This is a genomic window from Streptomyces sp. NPDC088553, from assembly GCF_044752965.1.
Taxonomy (GTDB): domain Bacteria; phylum Actinomycetota; class Actinomycetes; order Streptomycetales; family Streptomycetaceae; genus Streptomyces.
Genome location: NZ_JBIVMG010000007.1, coordinates 13,485 through 27,124 on the forward strand (window position 1 = coordinate 13,485; position 13,640 = coordinate 27,124).

General features: G+C 72.1%; 18 protein-coding genes and 1 pseudogene. 16 read left to right on the forward strand and 3 right to left on the reverse strand.

What is annotated here, in order from left to right; translation table 11 throughout:
• Positions 1–7: 7 nt before the first annotated feature.
• From cpaB to ACIP8Z_RS23950, 12 genes and pseudogenes are all read left to right on the forward strand, one after another.
• The gene (gene cpaB / locus ACIP8Z_RS23895; protein WP_402086592.1) at positions 8–715 is read left to right on the forward strand and encodes a Flp pilus assembly protein CpaB; all 708 of its coding nucleotides are present in this window, start codon (positions 8–10) and stop codon (positions 713–715) included.
• Between the two features lie 7 nt (positions 716–722).
• Complete coding sequence (locus ACIP8Z_RS23900; RefSeq protein WP_402086595.1) at positions 723–1,991, forward strand: CpaE family protein; 1,269 nt, start codon at positions 723–725, stop codon at positions 1,989–1,991.
• Between the two features lie 3 nt (positions 1,992–1,994).
• Positions 1,995–2,372, forward strand: coding sequence for a TadE/TadG family type IV pilus assembly protein (locus ACIP8Z_RS23905; protein ID WP_402086596.1), 378 nt, complete (start codon positions 1,995–1,997; stop codon positions 2,370–2,372).
• Positions 2,369–2,752 carry a TadE/TadG family type IV pilus assembly protein gene (locus ACIP8Z_RS23910; protein ID WP_402086599.1) on the forward strand — a complete coding sequence of 128 codons (384 nt, stop codon included), beginning with the start codon at positions 2,369–2,371 and terminating at the stop codon, positions 2,750–2,752. Before ACIP8Z_RS23905 ends, ACIP8Z_RS23910 begins: the two co-directional genes overlap by 4 nt.
• A 16-nt stretch (positions 2,753–2,768) precedes the next feature.
• Positions 2,769–4,115: a CpaF family protein gene (locus tag ACIP8Z_RS23915; protein ID WP_319310200.1), complete on the forward strand. Its 1,347-nt coding sequence runs from the start codon at positions 2,769–2,771 to the stop codon at positions 4,113–4,115.
• A gap of 31 nt (positions 4,116–4,146) precedes the next feature.
• A complete protein-coding gene (locus ACIP8Z_RS23920) occupies positions 4,147–5,088 on the forward strand; it encodes a type II secretion system F family protein (RefSeq protein WP_402086601.1) in 942 nt (313 codons plus the stop codon).
• 15 nt (positions 5,089–5,103) lie between these two features.
• On the forward strand, positions 5,104–5,991 hold the full coding sequence (locus tag ACIP8Z_RS23925; protein ID WP_383864892.1) for a DUF5936 domain-containing protein: 888 nt from the start codon (positions 5,104–5,106) through the stop codon (positions 5,989–5,991).
• A gap of 289 nt (positions 5,992–6,280) precedes the next feature.
• Complete coding sequence (locus ACIP8Z_RS23930) at positions 6,281–6,499, forward strand: Flp family type IVb pilin (protein WP_187622277.1); 219 nt, start codon at positions 6,281–6,283, stop codon at positions 6,497–6,499.
• Between the two features lie 38 nt (positions 6,500–6,537).
• A pseudogene (locus tag ACIP8Z_RS23935) lies at positions 6,538–7,158 on the forward strand (pilus assembly protein TadG-related protein); the annotation flags it as partial.
• A 14-nt stretch (positions 7,159–7,172) separates the two neighbouring features.
• Positions 7,173–7,745, forward strand: a complete 573-nt coding sequence (locus ACIP8Z_RS23940) for a hypothetical protein (protein ID WP_402086604.1) — start codon at positions 7,173–7,175, stop codon at positions 7,743–7,745.
• 9 nt (positions 7,746–7,754) lie between these two features.
• Positions 7,755–8,375 carry an OmpA family protein gene (locus tag ACIP8Z_RS23945; protein ID WP_319310190.1) on the forward strand — a complete coding sequence of 207 codons (621 nt, stop codon included), beginning with the start codon at positions 7,755–7,757 and terminating at the stop codon, positions 8,373–8,375.
• Positions 8,376–8,419: 44 nt separating this feature from the next.
• Positions 8,420–9,004, forward strand: coding sequence for a hypothetical protein (locus ACIP8Z_RS23950; protein ID WP_402086607.1), 585 nt, complete (start codon positions 8,420–8,422; stop codon positions 9,002–9,004).
• Between the two features lie 13 nt (positions 9,005–9,017).
• Here the strand turns inward: ACIP8Z_RS23950 and ACIP8Z_RS23955 are convergent, their stop codons facing one another.
• Positions 9,018–9,143: a hypothetical protein gene (locus ACIP8Z_RS23955; protein ID WP_402086610.1), complete on the reverse strand. Its 126-nt coding sequence runs from the start codon at positions 9,141–9,143 to the stop codon at positions 9,018–9,020.
• 122 nt (positions 9,144–9,265) lie between these two features.
• Here ACIP8Z_RS23955 and ACIP8Z_RS23960 point away from each other — a divergent pair, with 122 nt between their 5' ends.
• A complete protein-coding gene (locus ACIP8Z_RS23960; RefSeq protein ID WP_402086613.1) occupies positions 9,266–9,457 on the forward strand; it encodes a hypothetical protein in 192 nt (63 codons plus the stop codon).
• A 49-nt stretch (positions 9,458–9,506) separates the two neighbouring features.
• Here ACIP8Z_RS23960 and ACIP8Z_RS23965 read toward each other — a convergent pair whose 3' ends face one another.
• Entirely contained in the window at positions 9,507–10,457 is a 951-nt protein-coding gene (locus tag ACIP8Z_RS23965; RefSeq protein ID WP_402086616.1) for a hypothetical protein, read from the reverse strand.
• Between the two features lie 122 nt (positions 10,458–10,579).
• On the opposite strand from ACIP8Z_RS23965, the gene ACIP8Z_RS23970 reads away from it, so the two are divergent.
• Together ACIP8Z_RS23970 and ACIP8Z_RS23975 are read left to right on the forward strand one after the other, a co-directional pair.
• Positions 10,580–10,972, forward strand: coding sequence for a hypothetical protein (locus tag ACIP8Z_RS23970; protein ID WP_402086618.1), 393 nt, complete (start codon positions 10,580–10,582; stop codon positions 10,970–10,972).
• 99 nt (positions 10,973–11,071) lie between these two features.
• Positions 11,072–12,226 (forward strand): hypothetical protein, encoded by a 1,155-nt coding sequence (locus ACIP8Z_RS23975; RefSeq protein ID WP_402086621.1) that lies wholly within the window; start codon positions 11,072–11,074, stop codon positions 12,224–12,226.
• On the opposite strand, the gene ACIP8Z_RS23980 is transcribed toward ACIP8Z_RS23975, so the two are convergent.
• Positions 12,198–12,653 carry a DUF192 domain-containing protein gene (locus ACIP8Z_RS23980; RefSeq protein WP_402086623.1) on the reverse strand — a complete coding sequence of 152 codons (456 nt, stop codon included), beginning with the start codon at positions 12,651–12,653 and terminating at the stop codon, positions 12,198–12,200. The two genes, ACIP8Z_RS23975 and ACIP8Z_RS23980, sit on opposite strands and share 29 nt — an antisense overlap.
• Before the next feature lie 41 nt (positions 12,654–12,694).
• Here ACIP8Z_RS23980 and ACIP8Z_RS23985 point away from each other — a divergent pair, with 41 nt between their 5' ends.
• Entirely contained in the window at positions 12,695–13,432 is a 738-nt protein-coding gene (locus ACIP8Z_RS23985; protein WP_402086625.1) for a prepilin peptidase, read from the forward strand.
• Positions 13,433–13,640 lie beyond the last annotated feature (208 nt).

The following is a 13,640-nucleotide window of genomic DNA, read 5'->3' on the forward strand; positions in this document are numbered from 1 at the left end:
TACGGCCATGAACTCCCGCCAGCGCCGCGGCGTGATCCTGCTGCTGCTGTCCGTCCTGTGCGCGATCGGCGCCTTCGCCGGTGTGCTCGCCGTCATCAGCGACGTGAACTCCAAGGTCGGCCCGGAGACCACCGCGTACCGGATCAAGCGGAACGTGGCCCCGTACGCGCCCCTGCGCGCGGACCAGTTCGAGAAGATCACCATGCCGAAGCGCTGGCTCTCGGAGACCGCCGTCACCGACCTCCGACAGATCGAGGGCCGGATCGCCGTCACCCAGCTCAAGGCCGGCTCGCTCCTCCAGTCCGACATGATCGTCGAGCAGCCCGAACTCCAGCCGGGCCAGCAGGAGATCGCGATCATGATCGACGCCGCCACCGGCGTCGCGGGCAAGATCACCGCGGGCGCCACCGTCAACATCTACGCCACCTTCGCGGGCGACAAGAAGGGCGAGGCCTCCCAGTCCCGCATGATCGTCGCCGGCGCCCGCGTCCTCGACGTCGGCAAGCTCACCCCGATCAGGGACAGCTCCCAGAGCTCCGCACGCGCCGACGCGGCCGTGCCGATCTCCTTCGCCCTCTCCACCCTCGACGCCCAGCGCGTCGCGTACGCCGAGTCCTTCGCCGAGCACGTACGCCTCGCCCTGGTCGCCCCCACCACCGGCGGCGCCCCCGCCGACCAGCGCGACCGCACCTACACGCTCGAAAAGGACAAGTGAGGCCGGTATGACCACCAGGATCCTGCCGGCCGTCGGCGACCCCGACGCGGCCCGGTCCGTCACCACGCTCATCGGGCAGCTTCCCGACGCCGAGCCCGCCCTTCCGGTCACCGACTCCACCCAGCTCGTCGACACCCTCGCGCGGCTCGCCGCCGCCTCGCTCGACGAACTCCCCGAGGTCGTCCTGGTGCACGAGCGGATCGGCCCCGTTCCCGCGCTCGAACTCGTCCGCGAGGTCGCCCTCCGCTTCCCCGCCGTCGGCGTCGTGCTCATCACCGCCGACGCGAGCCCCGTCCTCTTCTCCGCCGCCATGGACTCCGGCGCGCGGGGACTCGTCACCCTGCCCCTCGGCTACGAGGAACTCGCCAGCCGCGTCCAGGCCGCCGCCCAGTGGTCCGTCGGCGTCCGCCGCCACCTCGGCGCTGGAGCCGAGCAGGTCACCGGCCCCGGCGGCACCGTCGTCACCGTCAGCGGCGCCAAGGGCGGGGTCGGCGCCACCGTCACCGCCGTCCACCTCGCCCTCGCGGCCCGCGCCTCCGGGCGTACCGTCGCGCTCGTCGACATGGACCTGCAGAGCGGCGACATCGCCTCGTACCTGGACGTCCAGTTCCGGCGTTCCGTGGCCGACCTCGCCTCCATCGCCGACATCTCGCCGCGCGTCCTCCAGGACGCCGTGTACGTCCACGAGACCGGCCTCTCCCTGCTCCTCGCCCCGGCGGAGGGCGAGCGCGGCGAGGAGGTCACCGACCGCGCCGCCCGCCAGATCGTCAGCGCGCTGCGCGGCCGGCACGAGGTCGTCGTCGTCGACTGCGGCTCCCAGCTCAACAGCGCCAACGCCGCCGCGATCGAGATGGCCGACACCGCCGTCCTCGTCGCCACGCCGGACGTCGTCGCCGTCCGGGCGGCCAAGCGGACCGTACGCATGTGGGAACGGCTCCAGGTCCGCAAGGCCGAGGAGACCGTGACCCTGGTCAACCGCCACCACCGCTCCACCGAGATCCAGCCGCCCCTCGTCCAGAAGATCACCGGCACCCGCGTCGCGGGCGTCGCCGTCCCCGCCCACTTCAAGGAGCTCCAGGCGGTCGTCGACGCGGGCCGGCTGCACGAGCTCGACGCCAAGTCGACGGTCAAACAGGCGCTGTGGGCCCTCGCCGGCGAACTGGGCCTGGTCCAGGCCCCGGCCGCCGCGCCGACGGCCGGCCAGCCCGGCAAACAGCTCGCCCGAGCGGGCGACCGGGGCTCGCTCGGGCTGCGGCGCCGCGCCGGAGGGCGCTGAACCATGCGCATCCACCAGGGCTCGGGCAACGACGACAGGGGGCAGGTGGCGGTCGAGTTCCTCGGCATGGTGCCGCTGATCCTGCTCACCCTCGCGCTGCTCTGGCAGATCGTCCTGGTCGGGTACACGTTCACGCTCGCGGGGAACGCGGCGGACGAGGCGGCGCGGGCATGCGCCGTCGGCGAAGACGGACCGGCCGCCGCCGGCCGGCACATCGGCGGCGCCTGGAGCGCCTCCGGCGGGCACTGCGGAGACGTGAGCGGCGGCATGGTCCGCGTCCGGGTCTCCGTCGAGGTTCCGGTCCTCGTCCCCGGGCTCGGCGGGCTCTTCCCGGTGGTGGGCGAGGCGGGGGCCGTGGACGAGAAGGGCCTCACGCGATGACGAGGCACCCGCGCACAAGGCGGCGCGACCGCGGTCAGGCCGCCATCGAGTACCTCGGCTTCCTCCCGATCCTGCTGATCGTCGGCCTCGCCGGGCTCCAGCTCGGCATCGCCGCGTACGCCGCGCAGCAGGCGGGCACGGCGGCCCGCGCGGCCGCACGGGCGGCGAGCAGCGACGCGGAGGACGGGCCCGACGCCCAGACGGCCGCCACCGCCGCCGTGAGCGGCTGGGTCGATCCCGTCGCCTCCACCTTCCCGGGGGGTGACGAGGTCACCGTCACGGTGACCGTGACGATCCCGTCCGTCGTGCCCTTCGTGAAGCACTTCGGCGAAGTGAGGAAGACCGCCACCATGCCCCGGACCGACGAGGAGGACGAGTGAGAAGGGACCACGAATCATGAGTCTGCGGGCCCGGATCAACGCCCCCGAGGACCACGGGGGCGGCGCTGCGGCCAGGGAGGACGGCCATCTGGTCGCCGCCTTCCGCGCCAAACTCCTGGAGGAGATCGACCTCACCGAGATGTCCGCGCTCGCGGCCGCCGAGCGGCGCGCCCGTCTGGAGCGCGTCCTCGGGCACATCATCAGCCGCGAGGGGCCCGTCCTCTCCACCGCCGAGCGGGCCCAGCTGATCCGGCGGGTGGTCGACGAGGCCCTCGGTCTCGGCGTACTCGAACCGCTCCTCGAAGACGCCTCGATCACCGAGATCATGGTCAACGGACCCGACCAGATCTTCATCGAGCGGGCCGGCCGCGTCGAACTGCTGCCGCTCCGCTTCGCCTCCCACGACCAGCTGATGCAGACCATCGAGCGGATCGTCTCCACCGTCAACCGGCGGGTCGACGAGTCGAACCCGATGGTCGACGCCCGGCTGCCGTCCGGCGAGCGCGTCAACGTCATCATCCCGCCGCTCTCGCTCACCGGGGCCACCCTCACCATCCGCCGCTTCCCCCGGGCGTACACGCTCCACGAGATGATCGGCCTCGGCTCCCTCGACGAGCAGATGCTGCTCCTGCTGTCGGGACTGGTTCAGGCCAAGTTCAACCTGATCGTCTCGGGCGCCACCGGCACCGGGAAGACCACTCTCCTCAACGCCCTCTCCGGTCTCGTCCCCGACGGCGAGCGGATCATCACCATCGAGGACTCGGCCGAACTCCAGCTCCAGCAGTCCCATGTGATCCGTCTTGAGGCCCGCCCGCCGAACATCGAGGGCCGCGGGGCCATCTCCATCCGCGATCTCGTCCGCAACTCGCTCCGCATGCGGCCCGACCGGATCATCGTCGGTGAGGTCCGCGGCGGCGAGACCCTCGACATGCTCCAGGCGATGTCCACCGGCCACGACGGCTCGCTCGCCACCGTCCACGCCAACTCGGCCGAGGACGCGCTGATGCGGCTCCAGACGCTGGCGTCGATGTCCGAGGTCAAGGTGCCGTTCGAGGCGCTCCGGGACCAGATCAACAGCGCCGTGGACGTCCTCGTCCAGCTCACCCGGCACCCCGACGGCACCCGCCGGATCACCGAGATCTCCGTCCTCGCCTCCCACGGGCGCGAGCGCTTCCTGCTCGCCACGGTGTGCCGCTTCCAGGCGCAGCCGGTGGCCGCGGACGGTCGGGTGTACGGGCGGTTCACCTACCATCCGCTGCCGCGGCGGGTCGCCGAACGGCTCTATCTGGCGGGCCAGCCCATTCCGCAGGCCTTCGGCGTGGCCGTGACGGAAGCCCATCTCACCACCCGGGAAGCCGACTGATGCCGACGAGAGCCGACGAGGAGCAAGGCCCATGACCGACCCCTTCTGGCTGACGATCGGCGTCGCGCTGCTCTGCTGCGTCCTGGGCATCACCGGGATCCAGCTGTACGCGAGCGGGGCACGCCGGCACGCGGCGCTCGTCGCGCGGCTCGACGAGTCGGGCGCGCCCGAGGCGAGCGGCCGTCGCAGGCGCCGCTTCCAGGGCGTCGACCGGCGGGTCCGGCGGACGGTCCTCGGCCGGAAACTGGAGCTGCGGATCGCGGCCACCGGCCTGGACATCACGCCGGGCGAGTTCACGGTGGCCCTGGCGGCGACGGTGGCCGCCCTGTGGGTCGTCGGCCAGGCCGCGCTCTCGCCGTTCTTCGGCCCGATCTGCGGACTGCTCGGCGTCTGGGTGGCCATGGGCTATCTCGGCTGGCAGCGACAGAAGCGGATCGAGAAGTTCATCAACCAGCTCCCGGAACTCTCCCGGATCCTGGCCAACGCCACCCAGGCCGGGCTCGCGCTCCGGATGGCCCTCAGTCTGGCCGCCGACGAGATGGAGGCGCCGGCCGGGGACGAACTGGAGAAGGTGGCACAGCAGTTGTCCGTCGGCACGTCGCTCGACGACGCCCTGGGGGAACTCGCCGAACGCCTGCCGTCCCGCGAACTCGTCGTCCTCGTCACCACCCTGGTCCTCGCCAACAGGGCCGGCGGCACCGTCGTCTCGTCCCTGCGGAACCTCACCGAGACCCTGGAGGAACGCAAGGAGACCCGGCGCGAGGTCCGTACCCAGCTGTCGCAGGTGAGCATGACCGCGTACTCGGTCCCCGTCATCGGCGTCGGTTCGCTGCTGCTCATCGACAACATGCAGCCCGGCGCGCTGGACCGGATGACCGGATCGGGTCTCGGGCAGTTCGCCGTCGTCGCCGCGTTCGCCCTGTACGTGGTGGGCTTCATCGCCATCCGCCGCTTCTCGAAGATCGACGTGTAGGGACGGACTGCCGCCGTGGACCTCCTCCTCGCCCTCCTCGCGGGCCTCGCCGTGGCCGGGGCCGCGTACGGCATCCGCCTCTACCGCGCGGACGCCAAGCTCCCCGACGACCTCCGGCTCGCCCTGGAGGTCGGCGCCACCCGCACCGGCGCCGTCGACTCGGCCGTCGACCGCCTGGGCATGCGCTGGTCGCCGACCGTGCTCCGCCTGATGGGCCCCAAGCGGGTCAACGCGGTCCGGCGCCGGATCGACCTGGCCGGAAACCCCGGCGGCCTGACGATCGACCGGTACGGGGCGAGGCGGGCGGTCTACGGCTTCCTGGGCGTCCTGGGCGGCCTGCTGATGCTGAGCAGGGGGTCCTTCCTGGTGGCGGTCCTCCTCTTCGCGTTCGGCGCGTTCTGGACGGAGGTCGGCATCTGGTCGGCGGTCCGCATCCGCAAGGACCAGATCGAACGCACGCTGCCGGACTTCCTGGACGTGCTGGCCGTCGTGGTGTCGGCGGGCCTGGGCTTCCGGCAGGCGCTGGAACGGGTGGCGGAGAAGTACGAGGGCCCGTGGGCGGACGAACTCCGCATCACCCTCCGGCAGATGGACATGGGCGTGAGCCGCCGCCAGGCCTTCGACGAACTGCGCCGCCGGAACGACTCGGAGCAGGTGGCGCAGTTCGTGACGGCGCTGCAGCAGGGCGAGGAGCTGGGGGCGCCGATCGTGGACACGCTGATCCAGATCGCCAACGACATGCGGCGCACGGACGCGCAGAACGCGCGCAGGAAGGCGGCGAAGGCGGTCCCGAAGGCGACGATGGTCATCACGACGCTGATGGTCCCGGCCACGATGATCCTGCTGGGCGCGGGCCTGTTCCTGGGCACGGGGACGGACTTCGGGTCGGTGACGGGGGAGTGAGGGGCCGAGGGGCGGCCGGTGACATATTCACGGGAAAGGCCTTCGCGCGCACAACAGGATGTGCCACAGTGCGGACTGAGTGTGAGGGAGGGGAGTGATGGGCGTGCTCGCGAGGAGCCTCGAGAACCGTCGCATCGCCACCCGCACACGGTCCGAGGCCATGGCCTCCCGGCTGGGCAGGAGGCCCACCCGATGACCGGGGCCCACACGGCCCACGGGCCCTGTCCGCCGACCCGCCGGTCGGCGAACCGTACCCGAGCACAGGCGTCTGAACGCGGAGGGGACCACGATGAACGACGCGATGCTGAAGGCCCTGACGAGGGCCAAGGTGGGAGTGACCGCGCGACTGCTGCGAGGGGATCGCGGGCAGACGGCGGTGGAGTATCTGGGGATCATTGTGGTGGTGGTGGCGATTGTGGTGGCGATCACCGGTACGGATCTGGGGCAGTCGATCAAGGGTGCGATCAGCCAGAAGATCGCGGAGTTGACCGGTGGTGGCGGCGAGTAGGCGCTGCCCGCCAGGGGCGGGACTCAGGGCAGGCGTTTCCGGTGTACATCGCTGCCATCGGGGGTGTGCTGTTCCTGGCGTTCGTCTACTTCGTGGTGGGGCAGGCCGCGGTGACGCGTAACAGCGCCCAGACTGCGGCCGACGCGGCGGCACTCGCAGCCGCAGAGGATGCCCGGAATCAGCTCCGCGAGGGGTGGCTCGGTGTGATTCTCGATCCTGGGCGGTGGGACGGGTTCGTCAAGGGGACGGAGTACCACAGCTCCTCGGCATGTCAGCAGGCAGCTGTATTCGCAGCCAAGAACGACAGTGTGCTCCCGGACGAGGATTGCGTCCCTCTCACGGAGCCACAGGGTTTCAGCGTCACCGTGCACACGCAGGAAAGTGTCGGTCTGCCCGGGACCGAAGCGCGGAATGCCGTCGCATCCGCGAAGGCCCTGATCGAGCCGAAATGCAGCTTCACGGCAGCGGAGGAGCCTGAACCGGAGGAAACCGAGCCGGATCCCGACTCCACGCAACCGGGGGAGGAGCCGGAGCCCGAACCTGAGCCGATCACCGGACTCACCTGCGGTGAAGAGGCCTGGACGATCGACCCCGACGACCCTGTACTGCCTAGTGCCGTAGATCTCTTCACTGTCCGACTGGCCGGCGACGACGAGTAAAGGAAGCACGCTTCATGAACGTTCGGTACGCACGAAAGGGGCTGGCCTCCCTCACGGTTGCGTCGTTGGCACTCCTTGCGGTCGGCTGCGGAGCCGAGGAGAAGCCGAAGGCGGACAAGCCGGCCGCGACCACTGCGGCACCTCAGAAGACACAGGAAGGGCAACAGCCGCAGAGCACGGAGGAACCCGTAGAGGTGGTGGCCGTACTCAAGGGCCAAAAGGGACTTGAGTTGGAGATTAACTCTGCGGAACGCGACGCAGGAGGGTTCCTCACCGTCAAGGGGCGACTGCGGAACGCCTCTGGCGCCATCAGCATCGTTCCCCCCCAGACAAGCGGTGATGAGACAGAGGTGGTCAAGCATGGGAATTCGTTGGGGGGCGCCACCCTTGTCGATGCCGTCGGCAAGAAGCGCTACTACGTCCTGAGAGACACCGACGGGCGGCCGCTCACCACCACCGGGCTCGACAGCCTAGGTCCCGCCAAGTCCACCGCCGTCTTCATGCAATTCCCCGCCCCACCCCCCACCACCACCGAAGTGTCGTTCCAGCTCCCCACCTTCGAACCCGCCACCCTCAAACTCTCCTGAGGCGACGCCATGACGACGAACTCACGCCGCCTCGCCGCCCTCCTGGTCGCCTCCGTCGCCCTGGGGCCCCTCGCCATGCCCGTCGCGTACGCCGACGATCCCCCCGGGTCCGCCGCCAGCGCCTCCCCGCCTCCCGTCATCGACGCCGACTCCCCGGGGCTCATGCTCCCCGACGGCGCCACCCTCGCCGCCGCCAAGGTGCTCGACATCAAGCAGATCGTCGAGGACGAGGGCGGTCAGGAGCGTCGTCAGGACACCAACGTGGACGTGACGTTCGCGCTGCAGGCCGAGGTGCTGTTCCCCAAGAACAGCGCCAAGCTCGGGGCCGCCGCCAACGCCCGTATCGCCGCCATCGCCGCCGAGATCAACAAGCTCGGCTCCGGCCGCGTCCGTGTCTTCGGGTTCACCGACAACCTCGGGACGTACGAGCACGGGCTCAAGCTGTCGAAGGAGCGTGCCGTCGCCGTGCAGCAGGTCCTCGCGCGGAGTCTCGACCCGGGTACGACCTTCGACATCCGCGGTTACAGCGAGGACTATCCGATCGCCGACAACGGCTCCGAGGAGGGCCGCAAGAAGAACCGTCGCGTCGAGATCTCCTTCCCCCGCACCACGCCACCCGTCACGCCCTGAGGCCGACGCCTCGGAGAACCGGCCCGCGGGCATACTGGCGTGTCATGAGCACTGCCGGATTCACTCTCCGCCACACCGACCCCGAGGCCGCTTCCCGGTGGCTCGCCCCCGCGCCCTCCTGGGGCGGCACGATCCCCGGGCTCGGGTTCGTGGAGTTGCGGTACGGCAACGCCGTCGGGCGCGGCGACAGCTTCGCGCAGTTCTCGGTGGCCGGCGAGCGCCTGCCGCAGGGGGTCTTCAGCGGCATCAGGTTCGGGCGGGCGCCGCTGCCCGCGCGCGCCAGGTTCCAGGTCGGTGAGTACACCGGCACCCTGAGCCGCCGCCGCAGCGGTCTGTCGCGCGACGGCCGCGCCCTCCGCATCGGCCTCGCCGGCCGGGCGTACCGCTACCGGCGGGGCCAGGACAAGCGGGTCCATGAGCTGCTGCGGCAGGGCATCGTCGTCCGGGTCACCCGCGACGACTGGAACAGGCCGGTGACCCTCGACGTGAGGACCGAGGGTCAGGTCGACGCCGTGGACCTCTCCCTGGCCCTGCTCCTGGAGGGCGTCTACACCCGGCACCTGGCCCAGGGCGGCCGCTGGTACTCCCTGCCGGGCCGGGTCCTGAACCGTACGCCCGACATCTTCTGAGCCCTCCGACGGCTCAGGTGCACGGCTTCCGGAGGGTGACCTCAAGGCTGAGCTGCTTGGGAGGGTTGGAGTACGCGTCGGGTTCTCCTCCGATGAAGCCGGTGATCACGGCCCGGGCGATGTTGCCCTTGTCGGTCACGACGCACAGCACCGTCTCGGCGGCGAGTCTCCACTCGGACGTCTTCTCCTCGGTGAAACCGCCGACCTGGGCCGTCCGGCAGCCCCAGGGCCATGGCCTGCTTGGTGTAGGAGGCCGTGTACGTGGACGCCGGGGTCCGGGCTGTGGACGACCCGTCGGGGGAGCCGGTGTCGCTCGCCGTCACCTGCGGTGTCGAGGACGCGTCCGAGGTCGGGGGCGGCGTGGTGGCCGGCCCGGGGGGCGCCGTCGACACCGAAACCCCCTGTTTCCCTCTGGCGTTGGTGGAGAGCGCACGAGGCATGCTGCCGTGGTGATCTCGTCGCAGCCGACGGACCTCCTCGTGAGCCTCGTTGTCCCTTGTCGTCACAGAGCCAGCGCCGCCCTGATCGTGGCCGTCATCCGGTCCGGATGACGGAATACCTCGCCCGCCGTGAACCGCAGCACCCGGCGGATCTCCGGGCAGGACTGCAGCGCGTTGAAGCGGGCGACGTCCCGCTCGTGGGCCCGGCGGGTGCCGTGGAAGGCGAAGCCCTCGACCTCCACCGCCAGGCCCCGCGCGCGGAACAGGAAGTCCGGGCGCAGCGGAGGCCCCGCCGCCGTCCGCAGGACCGGCTGGCACTCCGGGAACAGGCCCGCGTCCCCCATCCGCAGCCTCGCCACCGTCTCCGCCGGTGAGCCCGACGCCGGCTCGGCGAGCCGCAGCCAGGACCGGGCGCGCGGCGCTCCCCGCCGGGGCGCCGCGAGTTCGGCGGTGAGGTCCTCGTACCGGACGAGTGCCTCGCGCCGCACCCCGTCGACCGCCCGCCGCGCGAGTGCCGAGTCGGCGACGACCACGGCCTCCTCCCGGCTGCCGGCCGCCCGTATCAGGTCGCCGACCGTCCGCGCCGGGGTCGTCGTCCGCAGGCCTCGTCGTATCGACCCGTCGCCGGCCGTCAGGAACCTGGTGCCGTGGACGCGGACCCGCGTCCCCTCGCCGGACGACGAGCCGGACGACGAGCCGGCCGGCGAGCGGGCCGGGGCCGGGGCGGTGAACTCCAGGCGGTCCATCCGTTCCGTCGTCCCCAGTCGCTCGATGCGGTGCAGTCGCGCCGCCGTCCCGTGGCTGCACACCCACTCCGGGCGCAGGAGCTGGAGCGCCGTCGCCCGCACCCGCCAGTCCACCTCCTTCCCCGGGGCCGCCCACGCGCCCCGGCAGATCCGCTGCCAGCCGTCCCTGCGCAGACGGCCTGTCAGACGGCCCGGCGGCCAGCCCGCCGCGACCGCCCAGACCGTCAGGAGGACCCCGCCCCTGGCGAGGATCGCCAACTCGTACATACGCCCAACGATCCACGGAAGAGGGACACTTCGCACCCCCTGTGGAAAACCTGTCGAAAGCCGTCGTCAGGAAAACGCAAAGGTGGGGGGACAAGCCCGCCGGGCAGGAGCATTCTGGACAGATGACGACGACGAGCGAGACTCCGGGCGTGACCCCGAGTGCGCAGAGTGTGCAGTTGGTCAATGACCTCGTCACCCGGATTCCCGAGTTCCGGGACGTGTACGAGAACCATGTCTTCCATCAGGGCGGTGTGCAGCCGCACGTGTTCTTCTGGGACGTCGTCCAGGACACCGTCCGCTCCTTCCTCGGCGAGACCCCGTGCGCGGCCGACTGGCGCCGCACCCTCGCCTTCCTGGAGGAGCAGAGTTGTCGTGGTGTCCTCGGCGTCGACGAGGTCATCGTCACCTCCTTCCTCGGCGACCTGCCCTCCCCGCACGAGCCGGGGCACGCCATCGTCCGGCAGCTCGGCCCCGTCATGGCCGCGAAGTTCGTCCGCATAAGGCCGCTGGGCTGAGCCGCATGAGGCTCCTGGGTCGAGCCGGATGAGGCTCCTGGGTCGAGCCGCACGAGTCCGGTGGGCCGAGCGACGCGCGCCGCCGGGATAATCGGGCGCATGTCCCCGCCGTCCCCGCCCGCACTCGGCCGTCGCGCCCGCAGCATCCGTCCCCTCAGTACCCTCCGTCCCGTCGACCCCACGGTCCTCGCCGTCGGCGGATACGCCGTGACCCGCCTCATCGGCCTCGCGGTCCTCGCGATCGCCTCGGCCGTCACCGGCGAGGACGGGCTGCACCGGCTCAAGGGCCGCTGGGACTCCGTCTGGTACGTGCGGATCGCCGAGAACGGTTACGGGTACCAGGCCACCCTGCCGAACGGTGACGTCCACCCCGACCTGGCCTTCTTCCCGCTCCTCCCGGCCCTGGAGCGAGGTCTCTCCGCCGTCCTCCCGCTGGACGCGGCCACCGCCGGGCTGCTGATCTCCTGGACCGCCGGCCTCGCCGCCGCCTGGGGCGTGTACCGGTGCGGCGCGCACGCCTTCGGAACCCGCGCCGGCGTTCTGCTCGCCGTCCTCTGGGGCGTGTACCCGACCGCGTTCGTCCAGTCGATGGCGTACACGGAGACGCTGTTCACCGCCTTCGCCGCCTGGTCGCTGTACGCGGTCCTGCGCGGGCGCTGGATCCTGGCCGGCGCCCTGTGCGTGGCCGCCGGGCTCACCCGGCCGACGGCCGTCGCCCTGATCGCCGCCCTCGGGATCACCGCACTCGTCACGCTCGTACGGGACCGGCGGCTGCCCGCGCGGACGGTGGCCGGGGTCCTGATCGCGCCGCTCGGCTGGCTCGCGTACATCGCGTACGTCGGTGTCCGCCAGGACAGTGCGACCGCCTACTTCGACGTCCAGGCGGCCTGGGGCAACTCCATCGACGGCGGTGTCGCCCTCGCGCGGTTCATCGCCGGCCTGCCGTGGCCCGCCGCCCTCGGCCTCTGCGCGGCGCTCGCGCTGCTCGGCCGGCTGGTCGCCCTCTGCGTACGGCAGCGGCAGCCGGTGCCCGTGCTCGTCTTCACGATCGGCGTCGTGTTCGTCTCGCTCGTCGGCGCCGCGTACTTCGGCTCCCGGCCGCGGCTGATGATGCCGGCGTTCGGGCTGCTGCTCCCGCCCGCCGTGGCCCTCGCGCGGCTCCGCGTCCGGACCCTCGTGCCGGTCCTCGGCGGGCTCGCGCTCGCCTCCGCCGTGTACGGGGCCGTCACCCTGCTGGGGTCGGGCCCGCCGTGAGGTCCCCGCCGGCGTCCACGATCCCGGCCCCGTCGGCGTCCCCCGTCCCGCCCCCGTCCGGGCTCCCGGGCCCGGAACCCGTCTCCACGCGCACGCGTACCCCCGGCCGCAGCCCCCAGCCCGCCATCGCGCCCGCCTCCGCCTCCAGGACGTGCCGGCCGCGCGGCCGGATCATGCCGAGCCGTCCCGGCCGCATCGTGACGACGGAGCGGACCGTGAACGAGCGGTCCAGATAGGCCACGTCGATCGCGAACCGCATCCCGAAGGTGTGCACGCTGTTCGTCCGGACGATGAGCATCGCCCCCGCGATCCCGTCCCGCCCGAGCAGCCCCCGCCGCCGCGCGCGGTACGAGGCCGCCACCTCCAGCGGCACCCCCCGGACCGCGTCGGTCGCCAGCGTCCCCGTCCCGTCCGCCCATTTCCCCATGTGCCAGACCGTAGCCGCCCGCCGCCCCTAGGGTCGGCTCCGTGTACGTCACGACGATCACCCTCGCCGCCCTCTGGGGCGCCGCCGTCGGGCTGCTCGTGCCGCGCGCCGCGTACCGGCTCTCCGTGCCCTTCGAGGAGCCGTGGCGGGACCGCTGCCCCGCCGGGCATGTCCTCGTGGGGCCCGCGCGCGGCTGGTTCGGCGGGCCGGGGCGGCAGGACTGCGCGACGACCGGAAGCCCGCACACGGCACCGCTGCTCACCGCGCTCGCGTGCGCCGTGCTCGCCGCCGCCACCGGCGGGCCCCGGCCCGAACTGGCGGTCTGGCTGCTCTGCGCGCCCTTCGCCGTGCTCCTCGGCAGTGTCGACGCGCGCGTGCACCGGCTCCCGGACACGCTCACCCTGCCGCTGGCCGCCGCCGTCCCGCTGCTCCTCGGCGTCGCCGAGCTCCTCCCGTACGACGCGGGGTCCTGGCTCCACGCGCTGCTCGGCGCGCTCGCGCTCGGCGGGGCCTATCTGGTGCTCCATCTGATCAACCCGGGCCAGCTCGGTCTGGGCGACGTCAAGCTGGCACTGCCGCTCGGCGCGGCCCTCGGCTGGTACGGCTGGGGCGTGCTCTTCGCCGGGGCCTTCGCCGGTTTCCTGCTCGGCGCGGTGTACGGCCTCGGGCTCGTCCTCCGGCGCCGCGCCGACCGCTCCTCGGCGATCCCCTTCGGCCCGTTCATGCTCGCGGGCGGACTGCTGGGGCTTCTGCTCGGCGCGTTCACGGCGCTTCCGTGACCCCCGTGCCCACCGGTCACCGGCTCGTCGCCCGCCGTGACGGCATCGGCCGGCATCCCCGCGCGTCCGGGTCCTGACCTGCCGGAAAACCGTCCCGGGCGACTGCCCCCGTCAACGCGGCGCCCAGCCCGGGCGGTCCCTCTTCGGAGGGACGGAACTCCGCCGCCGCGCCGGGGCGCAAACCCGCCACAGGGCCCTGCACCCCTTG

Bases quoted from the DNA above. Each gene is read 5' to 3' on its own strand.
- cpaB (WP_402086592.1), top strand. From the start codon at position 8: ATGAACTCCCGCCAGCGCCGCGGCGTGATCCTGCTGCTGCTGTCCGTC.
- ACIP8Z_RS23900 (WP_402086595.1), top strand. From the start codon at position 723: ATGACCACCAGGATCCTGCCGGCCGTCGGCGACCCCGACGCGGCCCGG.
- ACIP8Z_RS23905 (WP_402086596.1), top strand. From the start codon at position 1,995: ATGCGCATCCACCAGGGCTCGGGCAACGACGACAGGGGGCAGGTGGCG.
- ACIP8Z_RS23910 (WP_402086599.1), top strand. From the start codon at position 2,369: ATGACGAGGCACCCGCGCACAAGGCGGCGCGACCGCGGTCAGGCCGCC.
- ACIP8Z_RS23915 (WP_319310200.1), top strand. From the start codon at position 2,769: ATGAGTCTGCGGGCCCGGATCAACGCCCCCGAGGACCACGGGGGCGGC.
- ACIP8Z_RS23920 (WP_402086601.1), top strand. From the start codon at position 4,147: ATGACCGACCCCTTCTGGCTGACGATCGGCGTCGCGCTGCTCTGCTGC.
- ACIP8Z_RS23930 (WP_187622277.1), top strand. From the start codon at position 6,281: ATGAACGACGCGATGCTGAAGGCCCTGACGAGGGCCAAGGTGGGAGTG.
- ACIP8Z_RS23940 (WP_402086604.1), top strand. From the start codon at position 7,173: ATGAACGTTCGGTACGCACGAAAGGGGCTGGCCTCCCTCACGGTTGCG.
- ACIP8Z_RS23945 (WP_319310190.1), top strand. From the start codon at position 7,755: ATGACGACGAACTCACGCCGCCTCGCCGCCCTCCTGGTCGCCTCCGTC.
- ACIP8Z_RS23950 (WP_402086607.1), top strand. From the start codon at position 8,420: ATGAGCACTGCCGGATTCACTCTCCGCCACACCGACCCCGAGGCCGCT.
- ACIP8Z_RS23965 (WP_402086616.1), bottom strand. From the start codon at position 10,457: ATGTACGAGTTGGCGATCCTCGCCAGGGGCGGGGTCCTCCTGACGGTC.
- ACIP8Z_RS23970 (WP_402086618.1), top strand. From the start codon at position 10,580: ATGACGACGACGAGCGAGACTCCGGGCGTGACCCCGAGTGCGCAGAGT.
- ACIP8Z_RS23975 (WP_402086621.1), top strand. From the start codon at position 11,072: ATGTCCCCGCCGTCCCCGCCCGCACTCGGCCGTCGCGCCCGCAGCATC.
- ACIP8Z_RS23980 (WP_402086623.1), bottom strand. From the start codon at position 12,653: ATGGGGAAATGGGCGGACGGGACGGGGACGCTGGCGACCGACGCGGTC.